The organism is Ottowia sp. (genome assembly GCF_035444425.1).
Classification (GTDB): Bacteria; Pseudomonadota; Gammaproteobacteria; order Burkholderiales; family Burkholderiaceae_C; genus Ottowia.
In genome coordinates this window covers 16,627-32,280 of record NZ_DAOMOQ010000009.1, presented here as the reverse complement: position 1 = coordinate 32,280, position 15,654 = coordinate 16,627, and the positions used below count along the sequence as shown (strand labels likewise).

Annotated in this window: 14 protein-coding genes; 11 read left to right on the top strand and 3 right to left on the bottom strand. The window is 69.5% G+C overall.

Annotation, left to right across the window (positions count from 1 at the left end; all coding sequences use genetic code 11):
* Nucleotides 1-35: 35 nt before the first annotated feature.
* The gene (gene mrdA / locus PK606_RS05480) at nucleotides 36-1,991 is read left to right on the top strand and encodes a penicillin-binding protein 2 (RefSeq protein ID WP_324561519.1); all 1,956 of its coding nucleotides are present in this window, start codon (nucleotides 36-38) and stop codon (nucleotides 1,989-1,991) included.
* A 241-nt stretch (nucleotides 1,992-2,232) separates the two neighbouring features.
* Nucleotides 2,233-3,762, top strand: a complete 1,530-nt coding sequence (locus PK606_RS05475; RefSeq protein WP_324561517.1) for a catalase — start codon at nucleotides 2,233-2,235, stop codon at nucleotides 3,760-3,762.
* An 84-nt stretch (nucleotides 3,763-3,846) separates the two neighbouring features.
* Here the strand turns inward: PK606_RS05475 and PK606_RS05470 are convergent, their stop codons facing one another.
* From PK606_RS05470 to PK606_RS05460, 3 genes are all read right to left on the bottom strand, one after another.
* Nucleotides 3,847-4,353: a Smg family protein gene (locus PK606_RS05470; RefSeq protein WP_324561515.1), complete on the bottom strand. Its 507-nt coding sequence runs from the start codon at nucleotides 4,351-4,353 to the stop codon at nucleotides 3,847-3,849.
* Nucleotides 4,354-4,441: 88 nt separating this feature from the next.
* The gene (gene dprA, locus PK606_RS05465; RefSeq protein ID WP_324561513.1) at nucleotides 4,442-5,614 is read right to left on the bottom strand and encodes a DNA-processing protein DprA; all 1,173 of its coding nucleotides are present in this window, start codon (nucleotides 5,612-5,614) and stop codon (nucleotides 4,442-4,444) included.
* A gap of 63 nt (nucleotides 5,615-5,677) precedes the next feature.
* Nucleotides 5,678-6,961 (bottom strand): LysM peptidoglycan-binding domain-containing protein, encoded by a 1,284-nt coding sequence (locus tag PK606_RS05460; protein WP_324561511.1) that lies wholly within the window; start codon nucleotides 6,959-6,961, stop codon nucleotides 5,678-5,680.
* A gap of 154 nt (nucleotides 6,962-7,115) precedes the next feature.
* On the opposite strand from PK606_RS05460, the gene def reads away from it, so the two are divergent.
* The 9 genes from def to PK606_RS05415 all read left to right on the top strand — a co-directional run bounded on the left by def (nucleotide 7,116) and on the right by PK606_RS05415 (nucleotide 15,647).
* Nucleotides 7,116-7,652, top strand: a complete 537-nt coding sequence (def, locus tag PK606_RS05455) for a peptide deformylase (protein WP_324561509.1) — start codon at nucleotides 7,116-7,118, stop codon at nucleotides 7,650-7,652.
* A 32-nt stretch (nucleotides 7,653-7,684) separates the two neighbouring features.
* Nucleotides 7,685-8,176, top strand: a complete 492-nt coding sequence (locus tag PK606_RS05450) for a hypothetical protein (protein WP_324561507.1) — start codon at nucleotides 7,685-7,687, stop codon at nucleotides 8,174-8,176.
* Nucleotides 8,177-8,201: 25 nt separating this feature from the next.
* The gene (gene fmt / locus PK606_RS05445; RefSeq protein ID WP_324561505.1) at nucleotides 8,202-9,200 is read left to right on the top strand and encodes a methionyl-tRNA formyltransferase; all 999 of its coding nucleotides are present in this window, start codon (nucleotides 8,202-8,204) and stop codon (nucleotides 9,198-9,200) included.
* A gap of 131 nt (nucleotides 9,201-9,331) precedes the next feature.
* On the top strand, nucleotides 9,332-10,111 hold the full coding sequence (locus tag PK606_RS05440) for an AzlC family ABC transporter permease (RefSeq protein ID WP_324561652.1): 780 nt from the start codon (nucleotides 9,332-9,334) through the stop codon (nucleotides 10,109-10,111).
* Nucleotides 10,104-10,451, top strand: coding sequence for an AzlD domain-containing protein (locus tag PK606_RS05435; RefSeq protein WP_324561503.1), 348 nt, complete (start codon nucleotides 10,104-10,106; stop codon nucleotides 10,449-10,451). Before PK606_RS05440 ends, PK606_RS05435 begins: the two co-directional genes overlap by 8 nt.
* 139 nt (nucleotides 10,452-10,590) lie before the next feature.
* A complete protein-coding gene (locus PK606_RS05430; RefSeq protein ID WP_324561501.1) occupies nucleotides 10,591-11,853 on the top strand; it encodes a phosphoglycerate kinase in 1,263 nt (420 codons plus the stop codon).
* A gap of 102 nt (nucleotides 11,854-11,955) precedes the next feature.
* The gene (gene pyk / locus PK606_RS05425) at nucleotides 11,956-13,389 is read left to right on the top strand and encodes a pyruvate kinase (protein ID WP_324561499.1); all 1,434 of its coding nucleotides are present in this window, start codon (nucleotides 11,956-11,958) and stop codon (nucleotides 13,387-13,389) included.
* Nucleotides 13,390-13,577: 188 nt separating this feature from the next.
* Nucleotides 13,578-14,642: a class II fructose-bisphosphate aldolase gene (gene fba, locus PK606_RS05420; protein WP_324561497.1), complete on the top strand. Its 1,065-nt coding sequence runs from the start codon at nucleotides 13,578-13,580 to the stop codon at nucleotides 14,640-14,642.
* 102 nt (nucleotides 14,643-14,744) lie between these two features.
* Nucleotides 14,745-15,647 (top strand): phosphoribosylaminoimidazolesuccinocarboxamide synthase, encoded by a 903-nt coding sequence (locus PK606_RS05415; RefSeq protein WP_324561495.1) that lies wholly within the window; start codon nucleotides 14,745-14,747, stop codon nucleotides 15,645-15,647.
* Nucleotides 15,648-15,654: the final 7 nt, after the last annotated feature.

Below are 15,654 nucleotides of genomic sequence, written 5' to 3'. Positions count from 1 at the left end.
GATCGCCTGCCCCGTGCCGTGAACCTGTCCGCACCATGAAGGAACTGCACAACGTCGAAGCCGAGCTCAGGCGCTTTCGCCTGCGCCTGCTGGCGGTCGGGCTGCTGGTGCTGGTCTGCTTCGGGCTGCTGGGCTGGCGGCTGTACAGCCTGCAGGTGCTGCGCTACGAGGAACTGGCCGAACGCGCCGAAACCAACCGCACCGCGGTGATGCCGATCGTGCCCAACCGCGGCGAGATCCTGGACCGCAACGGCGTCGTTCTGGCCACCAACTACAAAGCCTACACACTGGAGATCACGCCCTCGCGCACCGGGCGAGCGCTGGAGGAAACCATCGACGCCATCGGCCAGGTGGTCGAGGTGACGACGCGCGACCGGCGCCGCTTCGAGCGGCTGCGCCGGGACACCCGCAGCTTCGAGTCGCTGCCGATCCGCACCCGCCTGAGCGACGAGGAGGTGGCACGCTTCGCCGCCCAGCGCTACCGCTTTCCGGGCGTGGAGATCAAGGCGCGGCTGTTTCGCACCTACCCGCTGGGCGAAACCGGCGCCCACGTGATCGGCTACATCGGCCGCATCAACCAGCAGGAAAAGGAGCGCATCGAGGACTCCGACGACGCCGCCAACTACCGCGGCACCGACTACATCGGCAAGCTCGGCGTCGAGCACGGCTACGAGCGGGTGCTGCACGGCACCACCGGCTTCGAGCAGATGGAGACCTCGGCCGGCGGCCATGCGGTGCGCCGCCTGCACAGCCAGCCGGCGACGCCGGGCGACTCGGTGCGGCTGTCGATCGACATCAACTTGCAGAAGCTGGTCGAGGACATGTACGGCGAGCGGCGCGGCGCGCTGGTGGCGCTCGATCCGCGCAACGGCGAGGTGCTGGCCTTCGTCAGCAAGCCCAGCTACGACCCCAACCTGTTCGTCGAGGGCATCGACCACGAGACCTGGGCGGCGCTGAACGAATCGATCGACAAGCCGCTGCTGAACCGCGCGCTGCGCGGCACCTACCCACCAGGGTCCACCTACAAGCCCTTCATGGCGCTGGCGGCGCTGGAAACCGGCAAGCGCACCGTCGACACCACCATCATGGACGGCGGCTCCTGGACCTTCGCCGGCCACACCTTCCGCTCCGGGCACGCGCTCGGCGCCGTCAACCTGCACCGCAGCATCGTCAAGTCGAGCAACGTGTACTACTACATGCTGGCCAACGACATGGGCGTGAACGCCATCCACGACTTCATGAAGCCGCTCGGCTTCGGCCAGATCACGGGCATCGACATCCCCGGCGAGACACGCGGCGTGCTGCCTTCCACCGACTGGAAGCGCAAGACCTACAAGCGCCCTGAGCAGCAGAAGTGGTACGGCGGCGAGACCATCTCGCTCGGCATCGGCCAGGGCTACAACAACTTCACCATGCTGCAGCTGGCCAGCGCCACCGCCACCGTGGCCGCCGGCGGCGTGCACCACACCCCGCACCTAGTCAAGGCGCGGCAGGACGCGGTCACGCTGCAGATGCATGACGTGGAGCCGACGCCGGCACAGAACCTGGGCTACAAACCCGCGCACGTGGCCGCGGTCAAGCGCGGCATGGTCGGCGTGACGCTGGAGGGCACCTCGCGCCGCGTGTTCGCCGACGCGCCCTACCTGTCGGGCGGCAAGACCGGCACCGCGCAGGCGGTCAGCATCAGCCAGAAAGGCCGCTACAACGCGGCCCGGCTGGCCGAACACCAACGCGACCATTCGCTCTACATCGCCTTCGCTCCGGCCGACGAACCGAAGATCGCCGTCGCCGCCATCGTCGAGAACGCCGGCTTCGGCGCCGCCCACGCGGCCCCGCTGGTGCGCCGCGTGATGGACTACTGGCTGGCCGGCCTGTACCCGAGCGAGCTGGACCTGCAGGCGATCCAGCAAGGTCAGGTCGGTGCCCCCATCGGCACGCCGCGTCGCGTCGCCGACATGGCGCTGATGCAGGCGCCGGTGATACCGCACTGACGTCACGCACCGGCACGCAGTCCGGTTGATCTGCGCTCGTGCGGCCCATTGGCCAATGCCACCGGCCGTCAGGTACGCTGGGCACAGCACCCATGGCCACGCACTGCCTGAACCCCCTCACGCCTGGCTATCGCCTCAATAGAAACTATTGCTTTTGATTATCAAAAGAATTTTTTCTATCATGCCCCTGTCCGCTCCCGCAGCGGCTCTACTCCCTGAACCACCCTAGGAAGGACAAGCGATGAACGACGACAGCAAGAAGTGCCCCGTGACCCACCTCACCACCGATTTCGGCGCCCCGGTGCCGACCAACCGCAACAGCCTCACCGCCGGCCCACGCGGCCCGCTGCTGGCGCAGGACGTGTGGCTGAACGAGAAGCTGGCCGGCTTCGTGCGCGAAACCATCCCCGAGCGCCGCATGCACGCCAAGGGCTCGGGCGCCTTCGGCACCTTCACGGTGACCAAGGACATCACCAGGTACACGCGCGCGAGAATCTTCAGTGAGGTCGGCAAGCAGACCGAGATGTTCGCCCGCTTCACCACCGTGGCCGGCGAGCGCGGCGCGGCCGATGCCGAGCGCGACATCCGCGGCTTCGCGCTGAAGTTCTACACCGAGGAAGGCAACTGGGACATGGTCGGCAACAACACGCCGGTGTTCTTCATCCGCGACCCGCGCCAGTTCCCCGACCTCAACAAGGCCGTCAAGCGCGACCCGCGCACCAACCTGCGCTCGGCCACCAACAACTGGGACTGGTGGACCCTGATCCCCGAGGCGCTGCACCAAATCACCATCGTGATGAGCGACCGCGGCATCCCGGCGACCTACCGCCACATGCACGGCTTCAGCTCGCACACCTACAGCTTCTGGAACCAGGATGGCGAGCGCTTCTGGGTCAAGATGCACTTCCGCACCCAGCAGGGCATCAGGAACCTGACCGACGCCGAGGCCGCCGAGTTGGTCGGCAAGGACCGCGAAAGCCACCAGAAGGACCTCTACGAGGCGATCGAGCGCGGCGACTTCCCGAAGTGGACCATGTACGTGCAGGTCATGCCCGAACTGGAGGCCGAGCAATACTTCCAGCACCCGTTCGACCTGACCAAGGTCTGGTTCAAGGGCGACTACCCACTGATCGAGGTCGGCGAGTTCGAGCTCAACCGCAACCCCGAAAACTTCCACGCCGACGTCGAGCAGGTGGCCTTCGCGCCCAGCAACCTGGTGCCCGGCATCGGCGCCAGCCCCGACCGCATGCTGCAGGCGCGTCTGTTCAACTACGCCGACGCGCAGCGCTACCGGCTGGGAGCCAACTACCACCAGATCCCGGTCAACCAGGCGCGCTGCCCGGTGCACAGCAACCACCGCGACGGCCAGGGCCGGGTCGACGGCAACTACGGCGGGCTGCCGCACTACGAGCCCAACAGCTTCGGCCAGTGGCAGGCTCAAGCCCAGTTCGAGGAGCCGCCGCTGAAGATCAGCGGCGATGCGAAGCACTGGAGCTACCACGAGGACGACAGCAACTACTTCGAGCAGCCGGCCAAGCTGTTCATGCTGATGAACGAGAGCCAGCGCGAGGCGCTGTTCGGCAACACCGCCCGCGCCATGGGCGACGCGCCCGAGTTCATCAAGTTCCGCCACATCCGCAACTGCAACGCGGCCGATCCGGCCTACGGCGCCGGGGTAGCCAAGGCGCTGGGGCTAGACCTGGCCAAGGCGCTGGCCTCGAAGAAGGACGACCCGATGTTCGGCAACCCGCTGGTGGCGCTGCCGGTCTGAGGTTGATCGGTCAAAGGCGCCGACCCGCTCCACTACAAGACGCCCGACCGCGCAGCCGCTGTCGGGCGTTGTGCTGGGCGTGCTTCAGTGCGCGATGCGGCGCGATGCGTCGTCGCACAACTCGTCGAGCACCAGCACGTCCGGGTCGGCGTCGAAGCGCCAGTAGACCATCATGATGATGATCTTCAGGTCGTCCAGCGCCAGCGGCGACTCGGGCGCGGCCAGCGCGCGGTCGATCACGACTTCGCGCAGGGCCGGCGCCAGCGCACCGGCGTTCTCGAGGAAGTGGATGCAGGCGATGCCTTCGGCGCCCAGGTGTTCCAGCTCGTGAGCGCTGTAGACGCGGCGACTGAGGGGCGATGCGGCCCATGTCGGTGGTATGGACACCGATTCGGCAGTGGCCTCGCCCTCGGCTGGCGCCAGGCGGATGCCCTGCGCCGCGCTGTCGAGCCCGTCCAGCCAGTGCAGCGCCTGCTGGATCTCGCCGCGCTCGAAGCCGGCTCTGTGCAGTCGGCGCCCCAGTTGTTCCCGGTCGGGGCTGGTCTTGCCGCCCCAGAAATGCTCGTACACGTACACGAGGACTTCGTACATGGGGTCAATATAGCGCATCCATGGGCCGCGGATGCCACGGCTTGCCCGGCTACGGCGCGGCCGCCAGCCGCTTGGCCACGCGCCCGGCCTAACCCAGCGCCAGGCGCTGGAACAACCCACCCGGCAGCCGGCCGACCTGCCCGTCCAGTTCCAGTTCGAGCAGCCGCGCCTGCAAGGTGGCGGTGTCCAGACCGGTGCGCGCCAGCAGCGCGTCGAGGCTGACCGGATCGGCGCCCAGCGCCTCCAGCAGCAGCGCGCCGTCACCCGACACCACGCTGCCACCCAGGCCGTCACCGCCCGTGCGCGCCGGCGCATCGTCGGGTGGCACTGGCCAGCGCAGTTCCTCCAGCACGTCCTGCGCGGTCTCGACCAGCTTGGCGCCCTGGCGGATCAGCGCGTGGCAGCCGCGCGACTGCGGGCTGTGGATCGAGCCGGGGATGGCGAACACCTCCTTGCCCTGCTCGGAAGCCAGTCGCGCCGTGATCAGCGAGCCCGACTGCAGCGCCGCCTCGACCACCAGCGTGCCCTGCGCCAGGCCGGCGATCAGCCGGTTGCGCTTGGGAAAATTGGCGGCCAGCGGCGGCGTGCCGAGCGGGTATTCGCTGACGATCAGGCCGTGGCGCGCGATCCGGCGCGCCAGTTCCAGGTGCTGGCGCGGGTAGACGCGGTCGATGCCGGTGCCGATCACCGCGATGGTGGCCAGGTGCCCGGCCGCCGCCACATCACCGCCATCCAGCGCACCCTCGTGCGCCGCGCCATCGACGCCCAGCGCCAGCCCCGAGACCACCGTCAGGCCGGCGGCGCTGAACGAGCGGGCGAACTGGCGCGCGTTCTGCGCCCCCTGCGGCGTCGGGTTGCGGCTGCCGACGATCGCCAGCACGCGCGCGGGCCACCCGGCGTGCGGCCCGTCGCCGATCGATCCGAGCTGGCCCGACAGATACAGCATCAGCGGCGGATCGGCCATCGCCAGCAGGCTGGCGGGGTAGGCGGCGTCGCCCAAGGTCACCAGCCGCCGCGCCAGACCATCGTCGGCGCCGGCGAGCCAGTCGAGCGTGGCCTGCAGCTGCGCCGGCAGCGCCGGTGGCTCGACCGCCAGCGCCTCGGCCTGCGCCGGCGTCACCAGTTGCCGCCAGGCCGATGACTTCTGCTCGAAGATGGCCTGCGGCAGGCCGAATGCGGCCAGCAGGCGCCGGGCGGCGTCGTTGCCCACACCGGGTGTCAGCGCCAGGCGCAGCCATCCGGCCAGTTCGTCACGATCCATGGGCGCACAGGTTAACAGCGCGGCGCGCGCTCCGCGCCGACGGCGCTGCGGCGCCGGGGGCGCTCAATACGGGCCGACCAGCTTGTCGCCCACCTGCACCGGCTGGCTGATTTCCATCACCAGCGCGTAGGCCACGCGGTCGAACAGGCGAAACACCATGGCCACGCCGTTGCGCTCGTCCGGCAACTGGATGCGCGTGCGCGCCTGGTCGGTCTTGTCGACCATGCGCGCACCGGCCGACAGCAGGGTCAGCACATGGCCGTGCTCGACGCCATCGCGCAGGCCCTTGTTGATCACCACGATCTGGTTCTGGCCGGCATAGCGCACTGAACTGCCATGCACCAGCACCACACGCGCCTCCAGCGGCGAGTCCGGCGCATGCGGCACGTAGCTGCGGAACTCGCGCGGCGGCTCGGGCAGCAGGCGGTCGCCGGGCCGCATCTCCTCCTTGCTGCGCGTGATGTCGACCGTGGCCGGCACCGGCATCACGGTCCGCTCCGGCTCGGTGGACGCCGGCTCGGGACTGAGCTCGCCGGCGGTCGGGCTGCGCGCCGGCTGGTAGCGCACCGCGTGCACCTCCTGCTGCGCCTCGCTTTCACCGCGCGCCAGTTCGGCCTGGCCGACGTACTGCCCCTCGTAGCCGAGGATCTCGCCGCTCACCGGGTCCTTCAGCGGCGTGGCGGTGCGGAACACGCGGAAGTCGGTCGGCAGCCCGGCCGCTTTGAGCAGCGGCGCATCGGCCGGGCCACGCGCGTAGGCACGGTCGCCCTTGGCCACCAGCACCCGGCTCTGGTCCGCCAGCGCGACGATGCGCGGCGCGCGCTGGAAGGTGTCGTCATCGACCACCAGTGGCTCGGCCAGGAAGGGTTCGATCAGGCGCGGATCGAGCGTCGGCAGCGGCCCGGTGCCCAGCATCTCGACGCGGTTGCGCGGCGACACCCGCACGGTCTCGGTGGGCGCGCCATCGACGCCACGGCGCGCGCGCAGCAGGGCGCGGTCGCCGACGCGTTCCAGGAACAGGCGCTGCCCGGGGTAGATCAGGTGCGGGTTGCGGATGTCGGCCAGGTTCATGCCCCACAGCTCGGGCCAGCGCCAGGGCGAACGCAGGAACAGGCCGGAGATGCCCCACAGCGTGTCGCCGCGGCGCACGGTGTATTCATCCGGCGCATTCGGCGCCAGCGCCGACAGCGGCACGCCCTGGGACGCCACCTGCTGCGCGGTGGTGCGCTGGCCGGACGCGACGGGAAACTTGGGGGCCGGTTGCGCCTGCACCGGCGTGGCGCCGAGCAGGAGCAGCGCCGACAGACCGACGACGCCGGCGCAACGACGCGGCGCGCTCGTAAGCATGTGTTTCATTGTTTTGCCGAAACTCCCATTTGACGACATAAAGTCAGCGGCCATTCTGCATTCAAGCCCTTCATCCGGCAACGCCCATGGCCGCCTTCGCCTGCGCCGAGCGCCGGAAGTGGAGAAAATAGCGACAGTCCCCACATACCGAGCCATGGCGCTGCTTCCCATTCTTCGCTATCCCGATCCGCGCCTGCACAAGGTGGCCAAGCCGGTGCAGGCGGTCGATGCGCGCATCCGCACGCTGATCGACGACATGTTCGCGACCATGTACGAGGCCAAGGGCATCGGCCTGGCGGCCACCCAGGTGGACGTGCATGAACGCCTGATCGTGATGGATGTGTCGGAAGAGCGCAGCCAACGGCTGGTGCTGATCAACCCCGAACTGCTCTGGGCCAGCGACGAGCGCGTGAAGGGTGAGGAAGGCTGCCTGTCGGTGCCCGGCATCTACGACGGCGTCGAGCGCGCCGCCGCGGTGCGCGTGCGGGCGCTGGACGAGCACGGCAACCTGCGCGAGATCGAGGCCGAGGATCTGCTGGCGGTGTGCATCCAGCACGAGATGGACCACCTGATGGGCAAGGTGTTCGTCGAATACCTGTCGCCGCTCAAGCAGGGTCGCATCAAGACCAAGCTGCTGAAAGCCGAGCGCGAGGATCTGCGGGCCGCCACGCGCCCGCAGGAGCGCCTGTGACGCCGCCGGGGCCGCGGCGCGTCCTGCGGATCTTGCGAGCCAGCCTGCTGGCCGGCCTGGTGGCGGTGCTTGCCGCCTGCGCCAGCCCGGGCAGCATCGCGCCCGGGACGTCGGCGGCCGAGGTGATCCAGACCCTGGGCGCGCCCACCGGCCGCTACCCGGCACCGGGTGGCGGCGAGCGCCTGCAGTACTCGATGCAGCCAGCCGGCCAGACCGTGCACAACATCGACCTCGACGCCCAGGGCCGCGTGCTGCGCGTCGAGCAGGCGCTGAGCGAGGCGCTGTTCGGCCAGCGCATCGCGCCCGATCGCTGGACCCGCACCGAGGTGCTGCGCGAGTACGGTCGGCCGGCGCGCGTCATGGGCGTGCACAGTTTCGAGGGCGACGTCTGGGTCTGGCGCTACCTCGACGGTCCGACCTGGCGCCTGCTGTTCATCGACATCGACCGCGCCGGCATCGTGCGCGGCTGGTCGAACGGCGACGAGGACCTGCCCGACCTGCCCGATCCACCCGACGTGCGCTGACGCACGCTCTCCTGTCCAAGCCAGCATGAGAGTCGCCTTCGCCGGCACGCCCGAATTCGCCCGTGTCGCGCTGGACGCGCTGCACGCCGCCGGTCACGAGATCGTGCTGGTGCTGACGCAGCCGGACCGGCCGGCCGGGCGCGGCATGAAGCTGCAGGCCTCGCCGGTCAAGCAGTTCGCGCTGGCGCACCAGATCCCAGTCATCCAGCCGCGCAGCCTGCGCCTGGATGGCAAGTACCCCGAGGACGCGGCCGCCGCACGCGAGGCGCTGCTGGCAGCTGCGCCCGAGGTGATGGTGGTCGCGGCGTACGGGCTGATCCTGCCGACCTGGGTACTCGACCTGCCAAGGCTCGGATGCCTGAATATCCACGCCTCCCTGCTGCCGCGCTGGCGCGGCGCGGCGCCGATCCACCGCGCCATCGAGGCCGGCGACCAGGCCACCGGCATCACCATCATGCAGATGGACGCCGGCCTGGACACCGGCGACATGCTGCTGGTCGATCGCATCCCGATCGCGCCGGGCGACAGCACCGCCACGCTGCACGACCAACTGGCCACGCTGGGCGGACGACTGATCGTGCGCGCGCTGGGAGCGCTGGAATTGGCCGCACGCGGCGCCCTGCCATCCACGCCGCAACCGGCCGAGGGCGTGAGCTACGCACACAAGATCGAAAAGCACGAGGCGGCGATCGACTGGTCGTTGCCGGCGGCGGTGATCGGGCGCCGCATCCGTGCCTTCGATCCCTTCCCCGGTGCCAGCAGCGTGCTCGGTGGCGAGACCATCAAGTTCTGGCGCGCCAGCGCCGATGACACCGCCCAGGCTCCGGAAGCGTCGGCCGGGCAGGTGCTTTCCGTCAGCGACGCCGGCGTGCGAATCGCCTGCGGCCAGGGCGTCCTGTGCGCGACCGAACTGCAGCGCCCCGGCGGCAAGCGCCTGCCGGTGCGCGACTTCCTGCGCGGCTTTCCGATCCACGCCGGCCAGCGCTTCGGCTCGGCCGATGAGTCCGAGGGCAGGGCGCCATGAACATGCCGCTGCCACCCGAGCCGCAGGGTGACCTGACGGCAAGCGGACGCCTTGGCAACTGGGTCGCCGGCCGCATCGAATCCTTCGCCCATACTGCGCGGCATCCGCTGTTCTGGGTCGGCGCGCGCGAGATGTCGGGCATCTCGGTCGGCCTCACCGCCTGGTCCTTCATGACCGGCGTGGCCATGGTCAAGAGCGGCATGACGCTGACCGAGGCGGCGCTGATGTCGTTGCTGGTGTTCGCCGGCAGTGCGCAGCTGGCCGCGATCCCGCTGATCGCCGCCGGCGCGCCGCTGTGGGTGGTGCTGGCGGCGGCGTTCTGCGTCAACCTGCGCTTCGTGGTGTTCAGCCTGCACCTGCGCGACTACCTCATGTTCCTGCCACGCGCGCGCCGCCTGTGGCTGGGCTACTTCACCGGCGACGTCACCTACGTGCTCTACACACGGCGCTTTCCCAAGCCGGCCGAGACCGAGCGCCAGCGGCGCGCGCAGATGGCCTACCTGTGGGGCGGCAATTGCACCAACTGGGCGTTCTGGCAGACCTTCGGTCTGGCCGGCGTGTTCCTCGGCGCGGCACTGCCGGAGCGCTGGGGGCTGGAGTTCGCCGGCACGCTGGCCTTGCTGGCGGTGACCTGCTCGCTGGTCACCACCCAGATGCGCGCCCTGTCGGCGCTGATCGCCGCCGCCGCCGCGGTGGCGCTGTTCGGCCTGCCCTACCGGCTCAACATCGTCGCCGCCATCGTGGTGGCGGTGGCGATCAGCCTGGCGATCGAGCCCCGGCTGCGCAAGCCTCCCGCGCCCCCGGATAAGGGTGGCGGCACGGATCCGGACCGCCAGGCTGCCCCCGAGCTGCCCCCGGGCAGCGGCGCCGCAGATGAATTTGTGCAGAACGAGGGTTTGTCCCGTGCATGAAGTCGACGGCTGGACCCTGCTGGTGATCCTTGGCATGACGGCCATCTCGGTCGTTACGCGCAGCTTCTTCTTCATCAGCGAGCGCGACTGGCGCCTGCCCGACTGGGCGCAGCGCGGCCTGCAGTACGCGCCGATCGCCGCCCTGACGGCCGTGATCGCACCCGACCTGGTGCTGACCGACGGCGTGTTCGGCGACCTGCTGCGCGATGCCCGCACCTGGGGCGGGCTGGCAGCAGCGGGGTTCTACTTCTGGCGCCGCCACTGGAGTTTCGCCCTGGTCGGCGCCATCGGCGTCGGGCTGGCGGTGTACTTGCCCTTGCGGGTGCTGCTGGGCTGGTGAGCCCGCGCCGCCCAGGCGCAGGACCCGTCCGACGGTCCAGCGCGCGTCATCGGCCGGCAAGCAGCGGCTCTTAGAATGATCGCCCCGCCGCGGTGGCGTGCGCCGCGCGCCACTTCATTCACCGAGATCAAACTGCGACATGAACATCCTGCGTTTCACCGATCTGTGCGCCCAGGGCAAGGTCAAGGGCCAACGCGTCTTCATCCGCGCCGACCTGAACGTACCCATGTCGTCCCCCACGCTTGGCTGCCCCCCCGAGGGGGACGCAGCCGCCTTGGAGCGGCCCGGCGGCGGCTCGAACGACAGCGGCGCCATCACCGAGGACACCCGCATCCGCGCCAGCGTGCCCTGCATCCGGATGGCACTGGACGCCGGCGCCGCCGTGATGGTCACCTCGCACCTGGGCCGCCCGACCGAGGGCGAGTTGAAACCCGAGGATTCGCTCGCCCCCGTCGCCAAGCGCCTGGGCGAACTGCTCGGCCGCGAGGTGCCGCTGGTTTCCAACTGGGTCGATGGCGTCTCGGTCGCCCCCGGCGAGGTCGTCCTGCTCGAGAACTGCCGCGTCAACAAAGGCGAGAAGAAGAACGACGAGCAACTCTCACGCAAGATGGCCGCGCTTTGCGACATTTACGTGAATGACGCCTTCGGCACCGCACACCGCGCCGAGGCCACCACACACGGCATGGCCCGCTTCGCGCCGGTGGCCTGCGCCGGCCCGTTGCTAGCAGCCGAGATCGATGCGCTGAACCAGGCCCTGGCGAACCCGAAACGACCGCTGGTGGCCATCGTCGCCGGCTCCAAGGTGAGCACGAAACTCACCATCCTGCAGTCACTGGCCTCCAAGGTCGATCAACTCATCGTCGGCGGTGGCATCGCCAACACCTTCATGCTGGCCGCCGGTCTGCCGATCGGCAACAGCCTGGCCGAGGCCGACCTGGTGGGCGATGCCAAGGCTGTCATCGAGGCCATGAAGGCGCGCGGTGCCGAAGTGCCGATCCCAACCGACGTGGTGACGGCGAAGGAGTTCAAGGCCGACGCGCAGGCCGAGGTGAAGCAGGCCGGGGACGTGCAGCCGGACGACATGATCCTGGACATCGGCCCCGAGACGGCGAAGAAACTCGCCGCGCAGCTGAAAGCCGCCGGCACCATCGTCTGGAACGGCCCGGTGGGCGTGTTCGAGATGGCGCCGTTCGAGCACGGCACCCAGACGATTGCCCGGGCCATTGCCGACAGCAGCGCCTTCAGCATCGCCGGTGGCGGCGACACGCTGGCGGCGATTGCCAAGTACGGCATCGAGCAGCAGGTGGGCTACATCTCGACTGGCGGCGGGGCCTTCCTGGAGGTGCTGGAGGGCAAGACGCTGCCGGCCTTCGAGATCCTGATGGAGCGCGCGGCCGGCTGACGCGGTCGTCCGGACTGCGGCGGGCCGGCTGACACGCGACGGTCGCGGTCGCGTGCCAGAATGTTCGGCGATCTGTCTGCCCACCCCGATCCGAAGAGCCTCATGACCCACCGCGCCACCAAGATCGTCGCCACCCTCGGCCCCGCCTCCAGCGAGCCCGCCCTGCTGGAGGAAATGATCCGCGCCGGCGTCAACGTGGTGCGCCTGAACTTCAGCCACGGCAAGGCGGAGGACCACGTCGAGCGCGCGCGCCTGGTGCGCGAGGCGTCCGAGCGCGCCGGCCGCGAGGTGGCCATCATGGCCGACCTGCAGGGGCCGAAGATCCGGGTCGGCAAGTTCGAGGATGGCCGGGTGATGCTGGAGCCCGGCGCGCCCTTCATACTGGATGCGGCGCGCCAGGAGCCGGGCGACGTGCACGGCGTGGGGCTTGACTACAAGGCGCTGCCGCGCGACGTCAAGGCCGGCGACACGCTGCTGCTGAACGATGGCCTGATCGTGCTGTCGGTGACCGAGGTGCGCGGCGAGGCCGTGCACACGGTCGTCAAGCTGGGCGGCGAGCTGTCGAACAACAAGGGCATCAACAAGCAGGGCGGCGGCCTGACCGCGCCGGCACTGACCGGCAAGGACATGGAGGACATCAAGACCGCCATGGCCCTGCGCGCCGACTACGTGGCGGTGAGCTTTCCCAAGAGCGCCACCGACATGGAAATGGCGCGCCAGCTGTGCACCGTCGCCGGCGCCGAACACGGCCACAAGCCCTACCTGATCGCCAAGATCGAGCGCGCCGAGGCGATCCCGCGCCTCGCCGAGATCCTGGCCGCCAGCGATGGCATCATGGTGGCGCGCGGCGACCTGGCGGTGGAGGTCGGCAACGCCGCCGTGCCGGCGCTGCAGAAGAAGATGATCAGCCTGGCGCGGCAGAACGACAAGCTGGTGATCACCGCCACCCAGATGATGGAAAGCATGATCACCAACCCGGTGCCGACGCGCGCCGAGGTCAGCGACGTCGCCAATGCCGTGCTCGACGGCACCGACGCCGTGATGCTGAGCGCCGAGACCGCCGCCGGCAAGTTTCCGCTGGAAACCGTGCGCGAGATGGCCTCGATCTGCGAGGCCGCCGAGGAGCACGATCCGGTCGAGCTCGACGCCGACTTCAGCGGCGCCGCGTTCCAGCGCATCGACCAGTCGATCGCCATGGGCGCGCTGTTCACCGCCTACCATCTGGGCGCCAAGGCGATCGTGGCGCTGACCGATTCGGGCTCGACCGCGCTGTGGATGAGCCGCCACCGCGTGCGCATCCCGATCTACGCGCTGACGCCGAAGATCGGCACGCAGCGCAAGATGGCGCTGTACCGCAACGTGCGCCCGATGCTGATGGACACCAGCGCCCACCGCGACGAGGCGCTGGCGCAGGCCGAGAGCTACCTCAAGCGCCAGGGCGTGGTCAGCACCGGCGACGTCTACGCCATCACCTGCGGCGAGCCGATGGGCGCGCCGGGCGGCACCAACATGCTCAAGATCTGCCGCGTCGGCTGAGTCCGGCGCGATCCCGCTGCGCGCACCCGTGGCCGGTGGGCACGGACGCTGTACCCGCTCGACGCCCCGGCTGCCGCGCCGCGCCCGCAGCGTGGGGCCCTCGGTAGAATCGAACGGATCCCTTGCCGCTGCCGCGCAGCGCGCAGCGCGCATCGCGCCGCTTTCTTTGACTCTTGGAGATCCTTGCCATGCCACTCGTTTCCATGCGCGAACTGCTGGACCATGCCGCCGACAACGGCTACGGCATCCCCGCCTTCAACGTCAACAACCTGGAACAGGTGCAGGCCGTGATGGCCGCCGCCGACGAGGTCGGCGCCCCGGTCATCCTGCAGGCCAGCGCCGGCGCGCGCAAGTACGCCGGCGAGCACTTCATCAAGTACCTGATCCAGGCCGCCTCCGAGGCCTACCCGCACATCCCGATGGTGATGCACCAGGACCACGGCACCAGCCCGGCGATCTGCAAGGGCGCGCTCGATTTGGGCTTCGGCTCCGTCATGATGGACGGCTCGTTGAAGGAAGACGGCAAGACCCCGGCCGACTTCGACTACAACGTCGACGTCACCAGGCAGGTGGTCGCCATGGCGCACAAGCTCGGCGCCACCGTCGAGGGCGAACTGGGCTGTCTGGGCAGCCTGGAAACCGGCGAGGCTGGCGAGGAAGACGGTGTCGGCGCCGCCGGCAAGCTGAGCCACGACCAGCTGCTGACCGATCCCGAGGAAGCCGCGCAGTTCGTCAAGGCCACCCAGCTCGACGCACTGGCGATCGCCATCGGCACCAGCCACGGCGCCTACAAGTTCACCCGCCCACCCACCGGCGACGTGCTGGCGATCAGCCGCGTGAAGGAGATCCACGCCCGCATCCCCAACACGCACCTCGTCATGCACGGCTCGTCCAGCGTGCCGCAGGACCTGCTGGCCATCATCAACCAGTACGGCGGCAAGATGAAGGAGACCTACGGCGTGCCGGTGAAGGAAATCCAGGAAGCCATCAAGCACGGCGTGCGCAAGATCAACATCGACACCGACATCCGGCTGGCGATGACCGGCGCGGTGCGCAAGTTCCAGGCCGAGAACCCGGACAAGTTCGACATGCGCGAGTGGATGAAGCCGGCGCGCGCCGCCGCGCAGGCGATCTGCAAGCAGCGCTACCTCGAGTTCGGCTGCGAAGGCCAGGGCACCAAGATCAAGGGCGTGCCGCTGTCGGTGATGGCGGAGAAGTACGCCAAGGGTGAGCTGGCACAGCAGGTGATCTGACGCCCGGCCACCGGATCCCGATGATTCGCACGGCTGCCAGCGCCTGCCAGACAGGCGCCGGCAGCTTTTTTGATGCAGCAGCCCGAACGAGGACGAACCGCCATGAGCCAGGCCACCGCCCTGCACACCAGCCAGCTCCACAGCCTGCCCCTGCTGGCGCGCGGCAAGGTGCGCGACAACTACGCCGTCGGCGACGACCGTATCCTGATGGTGGCCTCTGACCGCATCAGCGCCTTCGACGTCATCATGGGCGAGCCGATCCCGGGCAAGGGCGAGCTGCTGACGCGGATGGCGCTGTGGTGGTTCGAGCAGCTCAAGGACATCGTGCCCAACCACCTGACCGGCGAGGCGCCCGAGAGCGTGGTCGCCGCGGACGAGGTGGCGCAGGTCCGGGGGCGCAGCATGCTGGTCAGGCGCCTCAAGCCCATTCCCGTCGAGGCCGTGGTGCGCGGCTACCTCGCCGGCAGCGGCTGGAAGGAGTACCAGGACAGCCGCAGCGTCTGCGGCGTGCCGCTGCCCGCAGGGCTGAGGAACGCCAGCAAGCTGCCCCGCACCATCTACACGCCCGCCGCCAAGGCGGCGGCGGGCGAGCACGACGAGAACATCAGCTTCGAGCGCACGGTGGAGATGATCGGCCCCGAACTGGCGGCGCAGATCCGCGACATCAGCATCCGGCTCTACGAGCGCGCCGCCGCCATCGCACTGGCCAAGGGCATCATCATCGCCGACACCAAGTTCGAGTTCGGCCAGGACGACGCCGGCAACCTGGTGCTGATGGACGAGGTGCTGACGCCCGACTCGTCACGCTACTGGCCGGCCGACAGCTACCGGGAGGGCAGCAATCCGCCCAGCTTCGACAAGCAGTTCCTGCGCGACTGGCTGGAGCAGGCACAGGTCGATGGCCTGCCCTGGGGCAAGAAGGCGCCGGCACCCCGGCTGCCCGACGCCGTCATCGCCCAGACCGCCGCCAAGTACCGCGACGCAATGCAGCGGCTGCTGGCTTGAACGGTGC